This window comes from Bacillus sp. LL01 (genome assembly GCF_001037965.1).
Genome location: NZ_LFEL01000001.1, coordinates 138,367 through 159,826, shown reverse-complemented (window position 1 = coordinate 159,826; position 21,460 = coordinate 138,367). Strand labels below are relative to the sequence as shown.

The 21,460-nt window shown below is 39.9% G+C and carries 20 protein-coding genes and 1 other RNA gene; 16 read left to right on the top strand and 5 right to left on the bottom strand.

All coding sequences use genetic code 11. From position 1 onward, the window contains the following. Positions 1-79: 79 nt before the first annotated feature. The 5 genes from AB685_RS00825 to ssrS all read left to right on the top strand — a co-directional run bounded on the left by AB685_RS00825 (position 80) and on the right by ssrS (position 3,784). A complete protein-coding gene (locus AB685_RS00825) occupies positions 80-1,216 on the top strand; it encodes a sensor histidine kinase (RefSeq protein ID WP_047968667.1) in 1,137 nt (378 codons plus the stop codon). Then, complete coding sequence (locus AB685_RS00820; RefSeq protein ID WP_047968666.1) at positions 1,213-1,812, top strand: response regulator transcription factor; 600 nt, start codon at positions 1,213-1,215, stop codon at positions 1,810-1,812. The genes AB685_RS00825 and AB685_RS00820 overlap by 4 nt, the downstream gene beginning before the upstream one ends. Before the next feature lie 233 nt (positions 1,813-2,045). Then, positions 2,046-3,215 (top strand): DEAD/DEAH box helicase, encoded by a 1,170-nt coding sequence (locus tag AB685_RS00815; protein ID WP_241773223.1) that lies wholly within the window; start codon positions 2,046-2,048, stop codon positions 3,213-3,215. Positions 3,216-3,232: 17 nt separating this feature from the next. Next, on the top strand, positions 3,233-3,523 hold the full coding sequence (locus AB685_RS00810; RefSeq protein ID WP_047968665.1) for a DUF6509 family protein: 291 nt from the start codon (positions 3,233-3,235) through the stop codon (positions 3,521-3,523). Positions 3,524-3,596: 73 nt separating this feature from the next. Further along, positions 3,597-3,784: non-coding RNA, 6S RNA (ssrS, locus tag AB685_RS30005), on the top strand. Positions 3,785-4,064: 280 nt separating this feature from the next. Here the strand turns inward: ssrS and AB685_RS00805 are convergent. Further along, complete coding sequence (locus tag AB685_RS00805; RefSeq protein WP_047968664.1) at positions 4,065-5,465, bottom strand: amidase; 1,401 nt, start codon at positions 5,463-5,465, stop codon at positions 4,065-4,067. Positions 5,466-5,612: 147 nt separating this feature from the next. On the opposite strand from AB685_RS00805, the gene AB685_RS00800 reads away from it, so the two are divergent. The 3 genes from AB685_RS00800 (at position 5,613) to AB685_RS00790 (ending at position 8,790) form a co-directional block, all read left to right on the top strand. After that, positions 5,613-5,882, top strand: coding sequence for a DUF1292 domain-containing protein (locus tag AB685_RS00800; RefSeq protein ID WP_047968663.1), 270 nt, complete (start codon positions 5,613-5,615; stop codon positions 5,880-5,882). A 257-nt stretch (positions 5,883-6,139) separates the two neighbouring features. Next, complete coding sequence (locus AB685_RS00795) at positions 6,140-7,468, top strand: L-cystine transporter (protein ID WP_277814270.1); 1,329 nt, start codon at positions 6,140-6,142, stop codon at positions 7,466-7,468. A gap of 275 nt (positions 7,469-7,743) precedes the next feature. After that, positions 7,744-8,790, top strand: coding sequence for an ATP synthase subunit B (locus AB685_RS00790; RefSeq protein WP_047968661.1), 1,047 nt, complete (start codon positions 7,744-7,746; stop codon positions 8,788-8,790). A gap of 53 nt (positions 8,791-8,843) precedes the next feature. Here the strand turns inward: AB685_RS00790 and AB685_RS00785 are convergent, their stop codons facing one another. After that, a complete protein-coding gene (locus AB685_RS00785) occupies positions 8,844-10,199 on the bottom strand; it encodes a glucoamylase family protein (protein WP_047968660.1) in 1,356 nt (451 codons plus the stop codon). Positions 10,200-10,475: 276 nt separating this feature from the next. On the opposite strand from AB685_RS00785, the gene AB685_RS00780 reads away from it, so the two are divergent. Together AB685_RS00780 and fumC are read left to right on the top strand one after the other, a co-directional pair. Continuing rightward, positions 10,476-11,435 carry a rhodanese-related sulfurtransferase gene (locus tag AB685_RS00780; protein WP_047968659.1) on the top strand — a complete coding sequence of 320 codons (960 nt, stop codon included), beginning with the start codon at positions 10,476-10,478 and terminating at the stop codon, positions 11,433-11,435. 141 nt (positions 11,436-11,576) lie between these two features. After that, positions 11,577-12,962 (top strand): class II fumarate hydratase, encoded by a 1,386-nt coding sequence (gene fumC, locus AB685_RS00775; RefSeq protein ID WP_047968658.1) that lies wholly within the window; start codon positions 11,577-11,579, stop codon positions 12,960-12,962. A gap of 56 nt (positions 12,963-13,018) precedes the next feature. Here the strand turns inward: fumC and AB685_RS00770 are convergent, their stop codons facing one another. Continuing rightward, positions 13,019-13,342, bottom strand: coding sequence for a hypothetical protein (locus AB685_RS00770; RefSeq protein WP_047968657.1), 324 nt, complete (start codon positions 13,340-13,342; stop codon positions 13,019-13,021). Between the two features lie 193 nt (positions 13,343-13,535). Here AB685_RS00770 and AB685_RS00765 point away from each other — a divergent pair, with 193 nt between their 5' ends. Both AB685_RS00765 and clpP read left to right on the top strand, forming a co-directional pair. Continuing rightward, complete coding sequence (locus AB685_RS00765) at positions 13,536-14,216, top strand: sigma-70 family RNA polymerase sigma factor (RefSeq protein ID WP_047968656.1); 681 nt, start codon at positions 13,536-13,538, stop codon at positions 14,214-14,216. A 17-nt stretch (positions 14,217-14,233) separates the two neighbouring features. Next, positions 14,234-14,815: an ATP-dependent Clp endopeptidase proteolytic subunit ClpP gene (gene clpP / locus AB685_RS00760; RefSeq protein ID WP_047968655.1), complete on the top strand. Its 582-nt coding sequence runs from the start codon at positions 14,234-14,236 to the stop codon at positions 14,813-14,815. 39 nt (positions 14,816-14,854) lie between these two features. On the opposite strand, the gene AB685_RS00755 is transcribed toward clpP, so the two are convergent. Next, the gene (locus tag AB685_RS00755; RefSeq protein ID WP_047968654.1) at positions 14,855-15,439 is read right to left on the bottom strand and encodes a TetR/AcrR family transcriptional regulator; all 585 of its coding nucleotides are present in this window, start codon (positions 15,437-15,439) and stop codon (positions 14,855-14,857) included. Positions 15,440-15,609: 170 nt separating this feature from the next. On the opposite strand from AB685_RS00755, the gene AB685_RS00750 reads away from it, so the two are divergent. Next, positions 15,610-16,524 carry an ABC transporter ATP-binding protein gene (locus tag AB685_RS00750; RefSeq protein ID WP_047968653.1) on the top strand — a complete coding sequence of 305 codons (915 nt, stop codon included), beginning with the start codon at positions 15,610-15,612 and terminating at the stop codon, positions 16,522-16,524. Beyond that, the gene (locus AB685_RS00745; protein ID WP_047968652.1) at positions 16,524-18,128 is read left to right on the top strand and encodes an ABC transporter permease; all 1,605 of its coding nucleotides are present in this window, start codon (positions 16,524-16,526) and stop codon (positions 18,126-18,128) included. The genes AB685_RS00750 and AB685_RS00745 overlap by 1 nt, the downstream gene beginning before the upstream one ends. Positions 18,129-18,368: 240 nt before the next feature. Here the strand turns inward: AB685_RS00745 and AB685_RS00740 are convergent, their stop codons facing one another. Next, positions 18,369-18,971, bottom strand: a complete 603-nt coding sequence (locus tag AB685_RS00740; protein WP_047968651.1) for a cupin domain-containing protein — start codon at positions 18,969-18,971, stop codon at positions 18,369-18,371. 131 nt (positions 18,972-19,102) lie between these two features. Here AB685_RS00740 and AB685_RS00735 point away from each other — a divergent pair, with 131 nt between their 5' ends. Together AB685_RS00735 and AB685_RS00730 are read left to right on the top strand one after the other, a co-directional pair. Then, the gene (locus AB685_RS00735) at positions 19,103-19,552 is read left to right on the top strand and encodes a DUF2512 family protein (RefSeq protein WP_047968650.1); all 450 of its coding nucleotides are present in this window, start codon (positions 19,103-19,105) and stop codon (positions 19,550-19,552) included. Between the two features lie 374 nt (positions 19,553-19,926). Further along, positions 19,927-21,450 carry a spore germination protein gene (locus tag AB685_RS00730; protein WP_047968649.1) on the top strand — a complete coding sequence of 508 codons (1,524 nt, stop codon included), beginning with the start codon at positions 19,927-19,929 and terminating at the stop codon, positions 21,448-21,450. Positions 21,451-21,460 lie beyond the last annotated feature (10 nt).

Here is a 21,460-nt window from a genome sequence, read left to right as displayed (position 1 = left end):
GCTAACTTTTTACATAACTTTCCTTTTGCATATGTTAAAATAAATGTACAAGACATCAAGTATAAAAGAGGGATCAACCATGAGAAATAGATTTGCGATTTTTCAAAAAGGATCAGGAATATCTCCATACATTTGGAGTGTATTCAGCATCCTTCCTTTCTATTTTATATTCCAATCTTCTTCAACAACGGAAATTATCATCGGCATTATCCTGACTATAGCATTTTTTGCAGCTTACAGGTTTGCCTTCATATCCAATAAGTGGCCAGTCTATTTGTGGACCTGCTTACTTATTGCCATATCCATAACAATGACCATTTTGTTTCATTTTATCTATTTTGCTTTCTACATTGCTTATTATAATGGGAAGATTAAGAATAAAATTGCCTTCATTATCTTATATATCATTCATTTAATTGCAACGACTGTCGCTATCAATATCAATGTTGTGATGAGGGACGAGTTGTTCTTACGGCAGATACCTTTTGTTGTCATCATATGGATAGCTGTAATATTACTTCCTTTCAACCTTTATAATAAAAGAAAACAAGATCAACTGGAAGAACAGCTGGACGTGGCAAATAAAAGGATTTCAGAACTTATTATTCAAGAGGAAAGACAACGTATTGCACGGGATCTCCACGATACACTAGGTCAAAAGCTATCACTCATTGGACTAAAAAGTGATCTTGCAAGAAAAGTCCTAAATAAAAATCCAGAACAAGCAAAATCCGAACTGAAAGATGTACAGCAAACAGCACGGACCGCGTTGAATGAAGTGAGACAAATGGTGTCGCAAATGAGAGGGATACGGCTGAAAGAAGAGTTTATCAGAGTCAAACAGTTACTTGACGCCGCACAAATAGAGCTTAAGTTGGAGCATGATTTGCCATTTAAGAACAATTCATTGTTTTTGGAGAACATCTTGAGCATGTGCCTGAAAGAGGCGGTTACAAATGTGGTTAAGCACAGTAAAGCATCAAGCTGTTTCATTAAAATGGAACAACTTGGTGATGAGATCAGTTTGACCATTAAGGATAATGGGATTGGAATGCTAGAGGAGATCGATATCGTTAAAGGAAGCGGACTTCTTGGTATGAAAGAAAGGTTAGAGTTTGTAAATGGGTTATTGGATGTAAACGGAGACGATGGAACTACCATTATTATAAAGGTATCAAAAATGGTCAATCAGAGGGAGCAGGAGGAGCAAGTATGATTCGTATTGTAATAGCAGAAGACCAACGGATGGTGTTAGGTGCCTTAGGTTCATTGCTAGATTTGGAAGAGGATATGGAAGTTGTGGGGATGGCAGGCAATGGGGAAGAAGCGGTAGAGCTTTATCATAAGTTAAAGCCGGACGTCTGTATTATGGATATAGAAATGCCGGAAAAAACAGGATTGGAAGCTGCTGAAGAGATAAAAGGGCTTGGGTGCAAAGTCATCATATTGACGACCTTTGCACGGTCCGGCTATTTCCAGCGAGCTTTGAAGGCGGGTGTTACAGGTTATCTGTTAAAAGATAGTCCAAGTGAAGATTTAGCAAACTCCATACGTAGCATCATGTCAGGAAAAAGAGTCTATGCCCCTGAATTGATGGATGATTTCTACGGAGAGGAAAATCCTCTTACAGAAAGGGAAAAAGCGGTACTTGAACTGGTGGCTGATGGAAAGAACACGCAGGAGATCGCAGATGAGCTTAGTATCAAATCCGGGACAGTGAGAAACTATATCTCTACCATACTGGATAAACTAGAGGTAAAGAACCGCATCGAAGCAATCACCCAATCCAAGGAGAAGGGTTGGTTTAAGTAAAATTGGATAGAATGGAAAAAAGCCGATCATGATATAAAGTGATTCGGTTTTTATGTATGTTTGCCTTTAAAATATGGTATAGTTATTGGATTAAGGCTCTTTTCGCTCAGTTGATAAATGTTCACTAAGAAGCAACAAACGAAGCGGAAATAGCTTAGGAAAGAGACGTGATAGGATTGACTGATTTTATACATTTGGGAGTGCGAAAAGGGATAAACCATTCGTTAAAGTCCTTGGGAATAAATGCACCGACCCCGATACAGGAACAAACCATACCCGCTGTACTGGATGGGCATGATATAATAGCTCAAGCACAAACAGGAACAGGAAAAACTCTAGCATTTGTACTTCCTATTTTAGAAAAAGTGGAAGTGAACAATCCTGAAACACAAGCGTTGATACTGACACCAACACGGGAGCTTGCCCATCAAATCACAAAAGAAATTAAAAAGCTGAAGGAGAATATAGATGGTTTAAACGTTCTTGCAGTGTTTGGAGGACAGGACGTCCAGTCCCAGATGAAAAAGCTGAAAGGTGCACAACATATCATCGTGGCAACACCTGGACGATTACTGGACCATGTAAGAAGAGGAACCATTGACCTTTCCACTATCAAAATGTTGGTCATTGATGAAGCCGATCAGATGTTATTAATGGGATTCCTGCCAGATATTGATATAATTACATCAGAAACATTTTCTTCACGACAGACCATGCTGTTTTCCGCCACCATTCCGGACGAGATTCATGCACTTGCGAAGAAATATATGAAACACCCTAAACACATTGAAATAAAAGAGAAGCAAGTGACTGTGGACACAATCAGCCACTTCGCCGTTGAAACGACAGACCGCCGAAAAGAAGGCACAATGCTTCATTTAATAAAAGAACAAAATCCTTATTTGGCCATTATCTTCTGTCGGACAAAGGCTAGGGTGCAAAAACTAACAGAAGTTCTTAAGTCTGATGGGGTCGAGTGTGAAGCATTGCATGGTGATATCCCTCAATCCAAACGAAACAGAGCGATGAAATGGTTTCGTGAAGCCAAACTTCAATATTTGGTTGCGACAGATGTGGCAGCTCGAGGGCTGGATGTAGAAGGGGTTACACATGTATATAATTATGACATCCCGCAGGATTTGGAGACTTATATCCACCGTACTGGCCGAACAGGACGCGCAAATGGAGTAGGGGAAGCCTACACTCTATATGCTCCAAGAGATGTGGATTTTCTTCAAATGATAGAGAAGGGGATTGATATGCCCCTTGAGAGGCTAGTATTTAAAGGAGTCAGTATTCCTGACCGTGAAGATTATGAGGAAGAACGCAAAAAAAATATTGCAAAAGCACGAAAAGAGAAAGCACGTAAAAGAGAATTACCTAACAAGAATTTCAAGAGATAGAAAGGAAGAGATCAATTATGAACATTAAAGGGTATGAAGTAGAAAAACTAAACGATCCTACAGGAATTATTGAGGGAGACAGATACGAATTTCTTCTAAACCTCGAAGTTGATGAAGAGGATGAATTGTACTCTGAAGAAGGAGTCTATTTAAAAGTGATTTTCGCTGTGAATGAGTCAGGTTCCCGTATTGCACAATACCAATTCTACGAAGTGAACAGCAATAAACTTCTGGATTTCGGGATGGAGGAAGAGGAAGAGCAGGTAGTGCTTGCCTATTGCGGGGAGCATTATAAGGCAGTACTTTAATATCTATGCCCTTTTCACATTAGCAATGGACAAAACCATTTGCATTTTCACCCGTTCTCCTGTACTATAGGGAAACAAGCTACGATGTACGTAACCATAACAAAGTTTTAACCTTTATACTTAGCTAGGGAGTTTTATATAAAAGCAGGAATGTCATGCCTCCTAGATTGAGGACGACAGGAATGTTTTTGCGAACACCCACTTTCAGGAGTGGTGGTTTAAAACTTTCTTATACTAAGTTACGGCAATTGTGGCTTGTCCCTTTAAAAACACACTAAAAAACGAGCTTCCATTTAACGATGGAGGCTCGTTTTTATTGATGGTTGTTTTCTAAATGATTGTTGTTATTTGCTAAAAAGTTTGACCGTTTCTTTTCGCTGCAGGCACTCGCTTTCCGCGGGGCGGTGCTTGAGCCTCCTCACTTCGTTGCGGGGTCTCAAGTCTACCGCTACCTCCCGCAGGAGTCGAGTGCCTTCCGCTCCATTCCACTCATTTGCCTATATTTTTCTATAAACAACAAACTTTGCGAAAACAGCCTTATTTATAGATTTGGCAGTTTGTCAGCCCATGGCTTTGCCTGTTCCAATTGTGCCGCCAAACGGAAGAGGGTCGCCTCATCACCGTATGGAGCAAAAAGTTGCGTGCCGATTGGAAGGTTATCCTTATTCCAGTGCAATGGTACCGACATTGCCGGAATTCCTGTAGCATTGGCAAGAGGCGTGTAAGGTACCCACTCATTCACAACACGAGTGTATTCTTGAAGGTCCCCATTATAGACCAGCTCCCCTATTTTCACTGGTGGTTTTGAAAGAGTGGGAGTCAAGAATACATCATACTCTTGGAAGAAAGCAGCCATCTGAGCGGCTATTTGTTGCAAATAGGAGATGGCGGAAAGCGTTTCAACTCCTGTGAATTTTTCTCCTAGTTTTCCAATTTCCCATGTCAATTGTTCGAAATCGTCTTTTGTTGCTTCACGTCCTACAAGTTTAGGAAGAGTGAGGATACCCATGGATACCATCTGATACCAGAGGATGGTAAATGCTCTAGTAAACTCTTCGACATGAATGACTGGAGCGGCGGCCTCTACATGATGCCCAAGGTCTTCACAAAGTTTTGCTGCTTGCTCAACTGCGTCAACACAGTCCGGATGTATAGGCCTGCCATCAAAAGCGGTAGAAAGATAGGCAATTCGTAATCTACCGGGATCTTTTTGCACTTCTTCTTTAAAGCTCCTTACAGGCATCGGCGCGATATATGGATCACCTAATCCCGGACCGTTGGTGGCATCCAGAAGAGCTGCACTATCCCTTACGCTACGTGAAACACAATGACTGACACCAAGGCCAAGTGCATCCGGGTTTCTCGGATTTCGACCTCTGCTGATCTTCATTCCGAAAACTCCACAACAGGAGGCCGGTATCCGGATAGAGCCTCCACCATCTGAGGCATGCGCCATCGGTACAATGCCTGCCGCAACTGCCGCTGCAGCTCCACCACTGGAACCTCCAGCTGTAAAATCGGTATTCCATGGGTTTCGGGTCGGACCGAATAACTCGGGCTCCGTTATAGGCTGAATACCTAACTCACAAATATTGGTCTTTCCAACGGTTATTAATCCGGTTTTTCTAATACGTTTAGAGAGTTCTGAATCCGTCGGGCACATATAATTTTGTAAAAACCTGGATCCGGCGGTATATGGGGCACCTTCAAAAAATTCCAGATCCTTCATCAAAAAAGGAACCCCTGCAAAAGGACCATGGACATCTATTCTGTTAGCATGAGCCCTTCCTTGATCATAGAGTTCCGTAACGATTGCGTTAATAGAAGGGTTTACCTTTTTGATCTGGGAAATCGTATTTTCCACCAATTCTATCGGTTTTACCTCTTTTTTGAAAACCAGCTCTGCCATTTCTGTAGCATCTAGCCTCATTAACTCTTTCATCTACAGTCCCCCTTGATAAAATATCGCATTCACTATCAATAGATTAGCACAATATGGTAAGATAAGGACGTCCTAAATGAAGTATAGTATTAGGGCATCAAGGAAAAGACTTACAAGAGGATTAAATAATAGAAGGGAGATAGAAAAATGGAAAAAGTAGAAGTAGGAGATATCTTCATCGTGACAGATGAAAACGATCAGGAACAAGAGCTTGAGGTGCTTGGCACAATGGATGTTGAGGGCTCGGTTTATGTAGCAGTCGGATTTGTCGAAGAAATCGAGAAAGAAACAACAGGAGACGTCGATATCTTTTTCCTAAAAGTGGAGGAAGACGGAGAGCTGTCTGAAATTGAAACAGATGAAGAGTTTGATAAAGTATCCGCAGCTTTCGAAGGAATGGTGGATGAGGAACAATAATACGTTAGAGGTTGTCCGGTTAAAAAGGACAGCCTCTTTTTTTGTTTGTGGGCATGTATGAGAATAAGCCCCATAAGATGTAACTAAGAATAAATTTTCCATGGAAAGTTATTCTTTATTATCCAATTCCTACTTGACAGGGTTGTTTTAGTGGATTAAAGTATTTAATTATAAAAGAAGGAGGAGATAGTTTGGATACTTTGTTTATTGTACTTAATATTATTTTATTACTTTTACTTTGCTTTGGGCTTTATACGATGCAAAAGAAAGGCGTTTCCTTTTCTAAGCGCGTATTCTCTGGACTAGGGATAGGAATTGTTTTCGGTCTGGGGCTTCAGTTTGTCTATGGCTCAGGATCGGAAGTATTGACCGGTTCCATTGACTGGTTCAACATTGTAGGATCGGGATATGTGAAATTTCTTCAAATGATTGTTATGCCTTTAGTATTTATCAGCATAATTTCTGCGTTCACAAGACTTACTCTAAAGAGTAACATTGGAAAGATTAGTGGATTGATCATAGGTATTTTAATAGGTACGACAGCAGTGGCTGCAGCGGTTGGTATCGGTACCACACTTGTATTCGATTTGGAAGCAATTCAGATTGAGCAAGGAGAGGCGGAAACAGCCAGAGGGGAACAAATGGAGCAGCGCGCAGGAGATCTTGCTTCCAAGACATTCCCGCAACAAATGCTGGATTTCATTCCATCTAATGTGTTCCTGGATTTCACAGGTGCACGATCCACCTCTACGATTGCAGTAGTTATTTTTGCCGCATTCATCGGCATTGCCTACCTTGGCGTCAGACGAAAAAATCCTCTACAAGCAGAATCATTTGCTAAAATAGTGGATACTTTCTATACCATCATTATGAGAGTCGTAACATTGATTCTTCGATTGACTCCTTATGGGGTGCTCGCATTAATGACAAGGGTCACGGCCACAAGTGATTATGGAGCGATTGCCAAACTGGGTCAGTTTGTTGCCGCTTCCTATGTTGCACTGGCAATTGTGTTCGGAATACATTTAGTTTTGTTGGCGATTGCAGGGTTGAATCCATTGACATATGTTCGTAAAGCAATTCCTGTTCTATCTTTTGCCTTCACTTCGCGTACAAGTGCTGGAGCTTTACCATTAAACATTAAGACACAGACGAAGGAATTCGGTGTATCAGATGGTATTGCCAATTTCGCCGGTTCTTTTGGATTATCCATCGGTCAAAACGGTTGTGCCGGCGTGTATCCGGCCATGCTCGCAGTCATGATCGCACCGACAGTAGGTATAAATCCATTAGATCCGTCATTCTTGTTCATGTTGATTGTCATTGTAGCCATCAGTTCGTTTGGGGTTGCAGGTGTAGGAGGCGGTGCAACATTCGCTGCCATTCTAGTGCTCTCTGCAATGGACTTACCGATTGCACTTGCAGGGTTATTGATATCTGTTGAACCGCTTATTGATATGGGACGTACTGCAGTGAACGTAAGTGGAAGCATGACTGCAGGGGTCCTGACGAGTAAAGTGACCAATGATCTTGATACTTCTGTTTATAACAGTAAAGCATCGACGGATATAGGGTTAGATGTTTGATAAGGTGTTATTTAAGGAGAGAGAGCAGCTAGGAGCTGCTCTTTTTTTTTCGCTGTTTTTCTTTCTAATTTCGAATTGTTACAATGACCCGTAAAAAAGTTGAAATAACCTTTGAAAAAGTTACAATAACTTCGTAAAAAGTTAAAATCAGCCTCCGAAAAGTTACAATCCCAGTGATTATTAGTTAGGGTAAAAATAATTACCTTTAAACGTAAATTAATATTGCTTTATAATATAAAATAATTTACTCTATAAAGTAATAGGAGGTGAAAATAATGGATAATGTGAAATTGAATGTAGCTTTACTACGGAGAAAGGTACCAAACCTCACGAGTGCGGCTAAATCAGTTGGTTTAAGACCCGCCACAGTTTCAAATCTGTGCACAGGAAAAATTCCAGTTGGAAGAGCAGAGGTTCGCACTATTATTGCGTTAGCAGAATTAGCAGAGTGTAGCTTGGATGAATTGATACTGAGAGGGGAGAAGGTTGACATGATTGAAACTAAAATAAAAGCAATCGATTTGTTCGCTCCATTGACCAAAGGAGGCACAAATGGGCTTGTAGCACGACCAGGTATGGGGCAACTTGTTGTGTTAGCAGAGTTGTATTACCGTCTTAAGCGAGAGGGATACAATACAATCATGCTCACACCTAAGGGCGAACATCCCGAAGTGGAGGATATCCTTGACTATGTCGATTATACAGTTAATTCAATAGAAGAAGCTTATCAAAAAATCATGGAACTTGGCCCAGATATAGAAATAGTTTTTGCTGCAGATCGTGGCCATGTAGCAAACGGTAACATCCAAGATCTTCATAATAAGCTAGAAATGGTAGGGATGAATACAGTTACAACATTCCTTCTAGATTTAAGTGGGCAAGTTGTTGATGAAGAATTTCCTTATGGACCATTAGAAACGATATGGCAATTTGATGCAGACCTTGCAGCAAGACATAAATACCCAGCTATTAATCCTTTACAATCCACCTCATCCGTTTTAGAAGGTGCTCACCTAGAACAACACCACTTATCCTTACAACAACGCTCGCAAAAGCTTCTTAGACGATACCGTGAATTACGCTCACTTGTTCAAGTAAGAGGTATGAAACTACTTCCTGAAACTGAGCTACAAACCTATAAAAGAGGAGAAAGATTAGAAGCATACCTAACCCAACCTTTCTTTGTTGCAGAGCCGTTCTCCGGTAAGAAAGGAGAAGCTGTTGACCTGCAGACGATGCTAGAGGATATAAGAAAAATACTGGATGGTTCCTATGATTCTACGAATGTAGAATCTTTGTCCTATATAGGTTCAATAAAATAACCTATATGCTATAAAAATATAAGGAGAGCAGCTTAGATTCTGCTCTCCTTATATTAATCTTTAATGCCAAAATCCTCTACTTCCAATAGATGTTCCGGCTTTTTCCCAATTGGATCCTGATGAAAATAATCTCTGATGACTCCATCTTTTAAGTAATTAGTGATAGAAGCCAAAATCATTCCCTGATCTAAAGATAAATACGTATGGGCAACTTCCCTTGTTTGAAGATTCACCGTATCAAAATAACCATAGTCATCTCCATATGCACCCAAGTCTTTGAATTTTTTTAGGTTCTCGTAGACTTCTTCAGGAGCATGCTCCAAGGCGAGAAAGCTGGCATGCGGGGTGACTGTAGCTTTATCCTCATATCCTTCTGCTCCTAATACAGGAGCTCCAAACTCTCCATAATTATTTCGGATTCCTGCAGGGGAAAAGCCCCAAGCCTCCAATTCATTTACTTTTGCATAGCGAATCTGACCTTTAACATGATGCAGATTATTTAAGCCTAAACCATTTACACCTAGTTCATTTTCCTTCATGATAAGGCTTGGCATCAATGCTTCAAACATACTGCCTCCCCAGCTTGGTACATATTTGATACCTTCGTATTCGTAGACACCTTGGAATACATTTACACCATCGTAATCCTTCATTGGTCCCGAGGGAATTTGAGATTGCCAATCAAATTTAGGCGGAAATGCACGGTATAATCTCCACCAGTGCTCTTCAGGCACATCTCCTTTTCCAATTGCAAGGTAACTTGTCACTCTGGGTTCCGTGTATAACATCCCGTAATGGTGAGAGGTGAGGCTTTCTTGTTCCTTATCATATCCTCCATGTAGATGACCAACAGAAGGGTCATAAAGGGTGGAATAATCCATTTGCTCCACGAGAGGATCTGTTAAGTCTTTCAAACCATCAAAATACTGCCCCGTTACAATTAACCCTGCAGTCAACCAACCATTATCAACACTAGAGATAAACTGTCCCCAATCTGTTTTTTGGGTACCATCCTTAGTGAAGTACCAATTGAAATATAGTCCGTTCCAGGTATCCATTTCATTTAGTGTTCGCAAGGTCTTTTCCAGATTCTGCTCCGCTTCATTTTTGGATATGAATCCAAGTTCAACACCTGAGACCATTCCTAACATATACATGGCAATATTAGTGGGGGAGGTATGTTCAGCTGCTGTTTCATCCTGCTCAAAGTCAACACGATCCATGGTAAGACCTGTATCAGGGTCTGTATAATCTTCAAAAAATCGAAACGTTTTTTCAGCAGATTCTAATAGTTCTATTTCCATTTCATTTTTCGGTTGAACGATAGTCCCCTCTGGAGTGCTTTTAAAATAAAGAACCATACAAACAACCACAATGGCTATTAAAAATAAACCAAGTAACCTCTTCAAATTTGAACAACCCCTTTTAATAAAATTGGTGAAACGTTTCGAAAAATTATTTGAGAACGCCCTCATTTGTGTAAAATATACCCTTTATCCTAAAGTTAATCAATACATTTTCTCCAACAACAAAGGATTTAATTAAGAAACTAGATGTTATAGTAATAAAAGCTTGTCACAATTCCACCATTTTTGATATAGTAATATGTTGTAACTTCTTATAGAAAGAATCAATTATGTCAACTATGTAAATAGATAAATTATAAAAAGGTATTGGTGATAATGATGAGTCAAGACTATAGAGTATTATTGTATTACAAATATGTCGATATTGAGAATCCGGAAGAAATTACACAAGAGCACCTTGAATTTTGTAAGGAACTAGGCTTGAAAGGCCGTATTTTAATTGCAAAGGAAGGGATTAATGGTACAGTTTCAGGTACGGTGGGGCAAACGGACGCTTATATAGAACATATGAATGCACATCCATTTTTCTCAGACATTACGTATAAAGTGGATGAAGTATCTGAACATGCATTCCCTAAAATGAAAGTTCGCTACCGTCCAGAATTAGTAACATTACGTTTGGAAAATGATATCGATCCTCGCAAAACAACCGGTAAGCATTTAAAACCGAAAGAATGGTTGGAAGCTTTACAAAGTGAAGATACAGTTATCATTGATGCTCGTAACGATTATGAATATGATCTAGGGCACTTCCGGGGTGCAGTGAAACCTGACATTAACACGTTCAAGGAGCTTCCTCAGTGGATCAAAGATAATAAGAAGGAATTTGAAGGCAAAAAGATTCTAACGTATTGTACTGGTGGAGTACGTTGTGAAAAGTTCTCTGGATGGTTACTTGAAGAAGGCTTTGAGGATGTTTCTCAGCTCGACGGAGGAATTGTCACATACGGAAAAGACCTTGAAGTGCAAGGAGAGTTATGGGATGGACAATGCTACGTGTTTGATGAGCGCATCAGTGTTCCAATCAACCAGAAAGAACATGTGGTAGTCGGTAAAGACCATTTTTCAGGCGAACCATGTGAGCGCTATGTAAACTGTGCAAATCCTGAGTGTAACAAGAAAATCTTGAGCTCTGAGGAAAATGAACACAAATACCTGCGCAGCTGCTCCCATGAGTGTCGTGTAGATCCAAGAAACCGCTATATCATTGAGCACGGTCTAACAGATGAAGAAGTAAGCAAAAGAATGGATGCAATTAAAGTACAAGTTACAAACTAATATGTAATCAGTTAGCCTGTTTCTCAAATGAGGAGCAGGTTATTTTTGTGCACATAAAGAAATACTTATGTGAAAAGCCTACGTTTTTGTTTTATCAATAGAGGTAAATAGTAAGTAAAGAAAAGAAAGGAGAGTACATACATGGAATACCGTTTAGAAAAAGATACAATGGGAGAGATAAAGGTTCCAAAGGATAAGCTGTGGGGGGCGCAAACTCAAAGAAGCACCCAAAATTTCGCTATTGGTGCTGAGAAGATGCCAATAGAGATTATTCATGCTTTTGCCTTATTAAAAAAAGCAGCAGCAAAAAGCAATGAAAAACTAGACAAGCTTTCTCCCGTAAAAGCACAGGCAATTACATCAGCTGCTGAAGAGGTTCTAAAAGGAAGATGGGATGAGCATTTTCCACTTGTTGTGTGGCAAACAGGAAGCGGGACGCAATCCAATATGAACGTAAATGAAGTGATTGCCAATAGGGCAAACCAACTTTTGTCTGAATGCGGGGAAATGGAGCGAATACATCCAAATGACGATGTAAATATGTCACAAAGCTCCAATGACACGTTTCCAACAGCCCTACATATCGCTGGTGTGTTAGCTATTGAGGAAAGACTACTTCCCACTCTAACAAGACTAAATGAGACCTTGTTGCTAAAGTCAGAGGAATTTAAGGACGTCATTAAAATAGGGAGAACACACTTACAAGATGCTACCCCACTTACTTTAGGGCAAGAAATCAGCGGATGGCACCATATGCTTGAAAAAGGAGAGAAGATGATTATAGAAAGCCTTCCTCATATGAAAGAACTGGCGATAGGGGGTACAGCAGTAGGTACTGGGATTAATGCACATCCTAAATTTGGGGAAATGGTAGCGGAAGAAATCACACAACTTACTGGAAAAAGCTTCATTTCAGCACCGAATAAATTTCATGCATTAACAAGCCATGATCAAGTAGTTTTCGTGCACGGAGCAATAAAAGCACTTGCTGCTGATTTAATGAAAATTGCCAATGATGTAAGGTGGCTTTCCAGTGGTCCAAGAAGCGGCATTGGAGAGTTAATTATTCCGGAAAATGAACCCGGCAGTTCCATTATGCCTGGTAAAGTCAATCCAACCCAAAGTGAAGCACTGACGATGGTAGCAACACAGGTTATGGGAAATGATGTGACGATCGGCATTGCGGCAAGTCAGGGGAATTTTGAACTGAATGTGTTCAAGCCGGTCATTATCTATAATTTCCTTCAATCCATTACACTTCTAACAGATAGCATGAACAGCTTTAATGACAAATGTGTCAGTGGGATGGAACCTAATCTTGAAAAAATAGCCTTAAACCTTCAAAATTCATTGATGTTAGTAACATCCCTAAATCCTCACATAGGGTATGAAAAAGCAGCTTCCATTGCTAAGCTTGCACACAAAGAAGGGTCCACATTAAAAGCGGCGGCACTCAAACTGGAAATGCTAACAGAGGAGGAATTCGATGCCTTTGTTGATCCAAGTAAAATGGTAAACCCTCAATAAAGTAGAAGGGCTGTTCGGAATCATTTCTACTTGGATTCCAAACAGCCCACTCTAACCTATTTCTCCATTATTTCTGTTTCACTAACTTTGTCGATTTTATCTACAAACATTTGAAATACTTTTCTTTTTTCATCTAATTCTTTTATGTATTGTTTAAGTTCATTGAATTTCTCTTCATATGGTTTGTGATATGATTCTTTAATATTGTCGATGATCTCGTCATTTATCGTAGATTGTATCACTTGTTTCGTAATACTGAACTTTATAGAATATAACTGAAGATCTGATTTCACTTTTTCGTACTCATCATCAATCTCTTTCTTCTGCTTTAGCATTTCTTCTTTCCATTCTAATAAAGAATCCTTTACATATGTTTGCATAGTTACCTCCCATAAACATACTGAAACTTGGTTATGTATTGTATATATAATATTAATGAATATAACAGCATTTGTGGGGGTATTTTTCATTACAGTATGTTTACATATTTTCTAAAAAAATTTAAATTACCCCGTATCTTCAGAGGAGGATAAAACGTTTAAATAATAGAGTGGAGTAAAGGAGTGTTGCACAGTGAAATATGCAAAGAAAAGATTGTTAGTTGAAAACGCTTTGTCCCGGGAAGAGTGCCTACAGGACAATTATCATAAATTACTCCGATATTGCCTCTTTCTCACGAAAAACGAATGGGATGGAAATGACCTTGCACAGGAAACTATGGCAAAGACCATTCAGCATTACTCACATTCTGCTAATATTAGCCAAGGCCTGCTTAAAAAAGTCGCTTACAACAAGTGGATTGATATTGTCCGTAGACGACAAAAAGAATCATTACAGGATGTTCTTAAGGAAGAAGTGTATCATCATCATCTGGAGGAAGCCCTAATCATTACAGATACACTTCTTACACACACTACACCAAAACAGGCAGTGATTTTCTTTCTTACAGAAGCATTTGACTTTCAATCTGCTGAAATTGCCGACATGCTGGGAACTACAGAAGGAGCGGTAAAAGCAGCTTTGCACCGATCCAGAAAAAGGCTAAACAATAAAGGGGCACCAAATTCTGAGCGCATGGAGAGCTTTTGGAGCGATGAGGAAAAGGAATTACTGCCACACTTATTCCAGGAAAGCCTGCAGGAAGAAGATCCAGGAGTGCTCATTGATGCCTTGCCAGCTATTTTCCATCATAACGTCACAACGTATGCACAACCTACTCACACTCCTACCAATGCATTTAAGTGCGTTGCATAATAAAGGAGGAAATGAACATGAATACGATACCTTATGTCATTGAACAATCAAGCAGAGGAGAACGTTCTTATGATATTTACTCTCGCTTGCTGAAAGACCGTATTATCATGATCGGGGATGAGATTAATGACCAGATTGCTAACAGTGTAGTTGCCCAACTGCTATTTCTTGCAACGGATGATCCGGATAAAGATATATCTATCTACATCAACAGTCCAGGCGGCTCCACTACAGCAGGCTTTGCAATCCTTGATACCATGCACTATATAAAGCCGGATGTAAGGACCATCTGCATAGGAATGGCCGCTTCATTTGGCGCGATGCTACTAATGGCGGGAACAAAAGGGAAAAGAATGGCACTACCAAACAGTGAAATTATGATTCATCAGCCGCTTGGTGGTGCAAGAGGGCAGGCGACGGAAATTGAAATATCCGCTCGTAGAATCCTGAAGTTGAAAGATGACCTTCATAAGATGATTGCTGATTATACCGGACAGCCAATAGAAAAGATAGAGCGGGATACTGACAGGGACCATTTTATGACTGCAGTTGAAGCAAAGGATTATGGGATCATCGACGAGGTCATAAGAAAGAAATAGTACCAAAAAACAGGCCACCTAGCAGGGGAGCCTGTTTTTTCAGTCTTTTTTTCCAATAATCCCATAAAAAAAGATATTTGTTATATCCTCAGTCAAAGGAAGCACTTTCTGATACACATCTTCCCGTTGCATGTAGTCCTTCAGCATCTGAACATAAAATAGAATCGCTTCTTGTGAAAGGTCTGGGTCGACATACCCCTGTTCCTTTCCTTCCTCGAACAGTTTTGCAAAATAGGGCAATGCCTTTTCTACATAGATTTTCTCAATGATATTTCCTTCTGTCGAATATTCTTTCATCATATAGTGGTAGAACTCTTCATGTATCTGCTTGGAGATCTCTTTTTTATTGAAAATGATCTGCTTGATTTTTTCCGGGAAGGGAATATCGCTATGTATGAGCTTTTCGAAGTCATCGGAAGTCTTTTCTATGTAATACACAAAAACGTCTTTGATTAATTTATGTTTGCTTTCAAAGTAATTATAAATCGTCACCTGAGAAACATTGGCTTTTTGCGCAATCTCGGAAATGGACACTTTCTGAATGCCATACTCCATAAAAAGAGCCAGTGCTGCTTCAAGGATATCTTGCTTCTTTTGTTCTCTACGTCGTTGAAAACCGTCCATCTCTTTCACCTCTACTATATTTTAATAAAAATTTTGTAATAAAACAAATAAAATATTTCATAAACTCTTGTCAAAGGATTATTTCTTATATATTATGAACTATATAAGTTAAAATATTTCATATTTTGTTTTTCTGTATGTTTAACATGTAGAAAAGAGGAGGGTCTTTCATGACCATTTTAGAGACAAAGAATTTAAGCAAAACATTCGGAAAGTTTACTGCTTTGGACGGGGTTAATTTGAATGTAAATAGCGGAGAGGTGTACGGGTTTATCGGTCCTAATGGAGCGGGGAAATCCACCACTATTCGTATTTTACTTGGAATCCTCAAAGCTTCACAAGGGGAAGCGAAAATATTTGGGCTTGATGCCTGGAAAGATGCTGTTGAGATTCATAAACGGATTGCCTACGTCCCTGGGGATGTGACATTATGGCCGAACCTGACCGGTGGAGAGGTGATCGACCTTTTCATGAAATTGCGCGGGGGAAGCAACAAGAATAAGAGGGAAGAGTTAATCGAAAGGTTCAAATTGGATCCTTCCAAAAAATGTAGAACCTACTCCAAAGGAAATCGTCAAAAGGTAGCATTAGTCGCAGCTTTTGCCTCTGATGCCGATCTCTATATCTTGGATGAACCGACTTCTGGCCTCGATCCATTAATGGAGAAGGTTTTTCAGGAGAGCGTCATGCAGGCAAAATCGGAGGGGAAAAGTGTACTCCTCTCCAGCCATATTCTCTCTGAGGTGGAGAAGCTTTGTGACCGGGTTGGAATCATCCGTCAAGGGAAAATCATCGAAACAGGCTCACTACAAGAGCTGAGACATTTAACAAGAACAAGCCTTCTAATCGAAACGAAACAGCCAATAGTGGATATAAGTTCTCTGAAAGGTGTCCATGAAATAGAACAGAAGGATGGAGCACTCTCATTCCAAGTGGATGCAGAGAAGTTGGATACCGTAATGAAACATATAAGCCAATTCGGACTTTTGAAATTGGAGAGTTCTCCTCCTACATTAGAGGATTTGTTTATGCGCCATTATGAGGGCGGCACAACTTCCATTACAGGAGCGGGAGGGGGAGTCTGATGTGGAAGCAGCGTTTTAGCCAAACCGGAAGGCTCATTTTGTTCATTTTGAAACGTGATCGGATTCGTATTCCAATTTGGTTATTATCCATTACCCTTATTACAATTTTAACTGCTACTTCTTTTTCGGGGTTATATGCTACCGATCAGGAAAGACAGGCAATAGCGGAAACGATGAAGAATCCGGCCATGACTGCCATGGTCGGAAAGGGGTACGGATTGGAGAACTACATAGAGGGACCTATGATGGCACATCAGATGCTTCTATTTACTGCCATTGTTGTAGCCATTATGAGTATTCTGCTCGTTACGCGTCATACTCGAAATGATGAGGAGGAAGGGCGTGTAGAGTTGATTCGTTCCTTACCTGTAGGACGATTAGCTAATGTGACAGCCACCATCCTTGTTTTGGTAGGAACAAATTTTGTATTGGCTTTATTGACTGGATTCAGTTTATTCTCCATGGGAATAGAGAGCATGGGTCTGAATGGTTCCCTTTTATATGGGAGTGCCCTCGGAGCAACTGGAATCATCTTCACTGCCATTACGGTTCTCTTTGCACAACTCTCGGCAAACTCCAGAGGCACAATCGGCTTATCCTTTACCGTGCTTGGTGTCGCCTATTTGGTACGTGCTATAGGGGATGTGAGCAATGAAGCATTATCCTGGGCATCGCCTCTAGGATGGATACTGGGAACAGAGGTGTATGTAAACGACTATTGGTGGCCTATTTACCTTACATTAGTCATTTCCATTCTTATTGCAGTTATAGCTCTATCATTACATGCTATACGTGATCTTGGTTCAGGATTTCTCCCCTCAAAGCCTGGTAAGAAGCATGCTTCCAGCTTTTTAAAAAGTCCTTTTGGATTGGCATTTCGGCTTCAACGGACCGGAATCATCTCTTGGGCGATCGGGATGTTCATCCTTGGTGCTTCCTATGGTTCGGTCCTTGGGGATCTGGAGTCTTTCTTTTCGAGTAATGAAATGATGTCTGAAATGCTCCCACCGGTTGAAGGGTTTACACTGACCGAACAGTTTATGACGATGCTCATGGCCATCATCTCGATGCTTTGCACCATTCCTCCCATCATGTTTCTAATGAAATTGAAAGGGGAGGAGAAGAGAGGGCAAATTGAGCATATTCTTGCTAGAGCTGTTTCACGATACAGGTTATTGGGAAGCTATTTGATTTTGTCGCTTGTCTTTGGTTTTGTGATGCTTTTCCTGGCCATATTGGGCTTATGGGTGGCAGCAGATTCCGTTATGGAAGATCCGATATCTTTACAATCCTTCATGAAGGCTGGTCTCGTCTATTTGCCAGCATTGTGGGTCATGACCGGAATCGGGGTTGTTACAGTTGGAATAAAACCGAAGTTAACTGGGATCACTTGGCTTGTATTAGGCTATTCGTTTTTCGTTGTCTATCTTGGTCGTATGCTACAACTGCCAGATTGGATGGCAAATCTGTCCCCATATGGACACATTCCACAGATTCCTGTGGAGGAAATCAGTTATTTAAACCTTGCAACACTGTCTTTATTGGCTCTGGTATTGATGATTGCAGGGTTTATGGGCTTCCGGAAACGTGATATTGCTGGATAAACAAACTCCCTCTTGCTCTTAGTAGCGAAGGGGAGTTTTCGTTTATCAATAGTAATAGGCTCTTTTATAAAAGATTGTGGCTATTTGCTAGTAAAAAGTCGGCAATTGGACTTTTTACCGCATAACTTCTTTAAAACTGACATGCAGTCTATCCTGTATAGCCAAGAAAAGAGCACGACAGCAAGGAATATAACGGTCGGTTTATTAATATGAAAAAGCAACAAAGTTTACGAAAAAAGCCTAATAATAATAATAGGGCCTTTGATATGAGTAATGCGGGGGAAAATAAACATTACTGTATTGATTTTGACGTTCACAAGACTTCGGGGGTCCGATAAAAGTGGAAGGCTCCACAGGCTTTACTGCTTCCTTCCATTTCTTTTCATCCATGCAATAGGTATGTGCCATAATATTTGGTGGAGTAAATGCCAACAGATCCGACCCTAATATGACATCCGGTGTGGAGGCATTGAATATCGCCAAAAGATGTGTATTATTTTCTTTTGCCACTTCATAGTGCCACCAGCCTTGCGGGATATTAACCACCTGACCTGGGCTGATAGGGTAGGTTAGAAGCTGTTTTGTAAACGGATTGAATAAGGAAATGTCAGCAGAACCCTTGACACAATACACTAGTTCAGCAGCATTTTGATGGTAATGGGGTTCAATTACATTATTAGCATTCAAAAATATATCTAATAAAGAGATTCCGATCAGAGTATTCAACTGTTTGACACTTAAAACATTAATGTAGTTAAGGTTATCTTTGGTGAAAGCTCTGCTCTTGTTTATATCATAAAAAAACTGAGTGGAGGGGGAAGTGTAGTCCATTTCTCTTGCCATCAATTTCATTCCTTTCGACGCATATATAGCCCACGGTATTCTCCACATTCTCTTGTGTGCAAGTACTGATGAATAACTGTATAAAACACTTAAACAACGCGCACTCTACAAAGGAAAAGGAGTGAAAAATAATGAAACATTTTATGCCGATATTGATCAAGTTCATCGTCAGCTTTTTAATCCTATCCTTTTTCTTAAATCAGTTTGCTGAAATTTCTTTTCTTAATATCCTCTTGACGACTGTATTACTTGTCACACTTTCGTATTTTTTCGGTGATAATCTGGTACTGCCTCGTACCAATTATACGTTTGCAGCCATTTTCGATTTCTTTTTTAACTTTGTGACCATCGCATTTATGGTGTATATACTGACAAATCAAAGTGCTGGAATTTTGATTCCATCAGCGATTGCAGCATTAGCTGTTACCGTTTTCGAAGTGTTTTTCCATGCATATCTTGAGAAAAGCGTATTCCCGGATGAACCGAGAAAGAGAAAGAAGAGAGAAGTTCAACCAATGGAGTTGCAAACGGAGTTTTCGGAAGAATTAACTATTCCTAAAAAAGAAAAAACGGAAGACTGAACCCAATAAACTTTGTTGGGTTTTTGTTTTGTCTGATATGAGCTCATGGAGACATATCCTGAACACAAAGAAATTATAAAGAAAATGGCTTATAAGGTGTTGCCTGAATAATACTGAACTAAAAACCCCTTCATTACACTCGAAGATTGTGCTTGGAGCGGTATTGCTGACGATTAAATAGGGAGTTACGGGAAGAGAAACTGGTTATATTTGCAAAAAACTGCTCAATACTGGGCAGTTTTTTTGTTTAATGTGCCAATATCCGCACCACAGAACACATGTACGCGTATGTGTTTATTACTGTCAGTAGGGAGGGGTATTTTTCTAGTGTTTGGAAATGATAATCATTAACTATATATAAAGGGGGGGTTATTTTGTTTAAGAAAAAAAAGGAACGTAATAAGGAAAATAAATCCGAAAATGAACTCAATAATCCAGTTGATATAGAAATAGATGATCTTTTACATCAATGCAAACAATCTGCTGATTTTACATCCTTCAGATATTCAGATAACAATACTTTTTATCTTCATTACTTTAAGAGCATTATCAATCCAGATATCTTACAAGAACATATTTTGCCCTTATTACGCGATAGTGCTCAAGATGAAACCCTTTTTAATCTGCAAAAAGACCTTCCAATCGATAGCACGCAGATAGTATCTGATATGAAAACAGTGAGAGACTTATTATTAACGGGACATATCTTGATTCAAAGCAAGGGGAACCTTGGAGAAGCATTGATGGTTCCTGCTGTTGCCATTGAAAAGAGATCTGTAAGCTTACCTGAAGTGGAATACAGTGTGGTGGGTCCGAAAGAGGCATTTGTTGAATCTTTAGACGCCAATTTAAATTTAATAAGAAAGCGGTTACCAATTCCAGAATTGGTTGTGGAGGAAATAAAGGTAGGAAGATTATCAAAATCAAGGGTTGCTGTAATTTATATCAAGGAAGTAGCAAACCAAGAAAATGTTAATACGTTACGGCAAAGAGTAGAAGATATTGATTTTGATAATATAATTGACAGTTCTTTCATTGGGCAAATCATTTCCGACAACAGCAATTCCCCATTTCCTCAACTGATTGATACTGAACGCCCAGACCGTGTAGTCGGTGTTTTGACAGAAGGAAAAATAGCCATATTGGTGGATGGTTCTCCACATGCTTTAACTGGTCCAACTTCTTTGATAGAGTTTTTCTCAGCATTTGAAGATTACTTTTTATCATGGCATCTTGCCTCAGCTTTCCGTTTGATTAGATTATTTGCTGTTTTCTTTTCTGTAGTTTCTACGCCTCTTTATGTGGCTATCATGACATATCATTATGAAATGATTCCTCAAGATTTACTTAATCCTTTAATCGCTTCTAGGAGCGGAATTCCTTTCCCTCCTATCCTGGAGGCATTTATATTGGAGTTGACAATTGAGTTGTTAAGGGAAGCGGGAGCAAGGCTTCCTACTAAAATCGGTCAAACCATCGGTATCGTTGGCGGTATAGTAATCGGAACAGCTGCAGTGCAGGCTGGTTTGACAAGCAATGTACTGTTAATAATTGTTGCATTAGCTGCATTAGCTTCCTTTACAACCCCTGTTTATCAAATGGGTAATGTTATCCGTTTAATTCGCTTCCCCTTCATTATTTCCGCACAACTGTGGGGGCTGCTGGGGGTCACCTTTACCTTTGCTTTATTTCTTGGACATTTAATCAAATTAACATCACTGGGAAGACCTTATTTAGCTCCGGTCTATCCATTAAGGTTGGTTGATATGAAGGATTCATTATTTCGTTTGCCAATGAATTTCCAAAAAACACGCCCTTCACAGCTGAAATCGAATATCCCTCAGCGCTTTATACCAAAGAAGCATAATGCAAATGAAAATCTCGACATAGAAGAGTAAGGAGTTCTTA

Bases quoted from the DNA above. Each gene is read 5' to 3' on its own strand.
- AB685_RS00825 (WP_047968667.1), top strand. From the start codon at position 80: ATGAGAAATAGATTTGCGATTTTTCAAAAAGGATCAGGAATATCTCCA.
- AB685_RS00820 (WP_047968666.1), top strand. From the start codon at position 1,213: ATGATTCGTATTGTAATAGCAGAAGACCAACGGATGGTGTTAGGTGCC.
- AB685_RS00810 (WP_047968665.1), top strand. From the start codon at position 3,233: ATGAACATTAAAGGGTATGAAGTAGAAAAACTAAACGATCCTACAGGA.
- AB685_RS00805 (WP_047968664.1), bottom strand. From the start codon at position 5,465: ATGAAAGAGTTAATGAGGCTAGATGCTACAGAAATGGCAGAGCTGGTT.
- AB685_RS00800 (WP_047968663.1), top strand. From the start codon at position 5,613: ATGGAAAAAGTAGAAGTAGGAGATATCTTCATCGTGACAGATGAAAAC.
- AB685_RS00795 (WP_277814270.1), top strand. From the start codon at position 6,140: ATGCAAAAGAAAGGCGTTTCCTTTTCTAAGCGCGTATTCTCTGGACTA.
- AB685_RS00790 (WP_047968661.1), top strand. From the start codon at position 7,744: ATGGATAATGTGAAATTGAATGTAGCTTTACTACGGAGAAAGGTACCA.
- AB685_RS00780 (WP_047968659.1), top strand. From the start codon at position 10,476: ATGAGTCAAGACTATAGAGTATTATTGTATTACAAATATGTCGATATT.
- fumC (WP_047968658.1), top strand. From the start codon at position 11,577: ATGGAATACCGTTTAGAAAAAGATACAATGGGAGAGATAAAGGTTCCA.
- AB685_RS00770 (WP_047968657.1), bottom strand. From the start codon at position 13,342: ATGCAAACATATGTAAAGGATTCTTTATTAGAATGGAAAGAAGAAATG.
- clpP (WP_047968655.1), top strand. From the start codon at position 14,234: ATGAATACGATACCTTATGTCATTGAACAATCAAGCAGAGGAGAACGT.
- AB685_RS00755 (WP_047968654.1), bottom strand. From the start codon at position 15,439: ATGGACGGTTTTCAACGACGTAGAGAACAAAAGAAGCAAGATATCCTT.
- AB685_RS00750 (WP_047968653.1), top strand. From the start codon at position 15,610: ATGACCATTTTAGAGACAAAGAATTTAAGCAAAACATTCGGAAAGTTT.
- AB685_RS00745 (WP_047968652.1), top strand. From the start codon at position 16,524: ATGTGGAAGCAGCGTTTTAGCCAAACCGGAAGGCTCATTTTGTTCATT.
- AB685_RS00740 (WP_047968651.1), bottom strand. From the start codon at position 18,971: ATGGCAAGAGAAATGGACTACACTTCCCCCTCCACTCAGTTTTTTTAT.
- AB685_RS00735 (WP_047968650.1), top strand. From the start codon at position 19,103: ATGAAACATTTTATGCCGATATTGATCAAGTTCATCGTCAGCTTTTTA.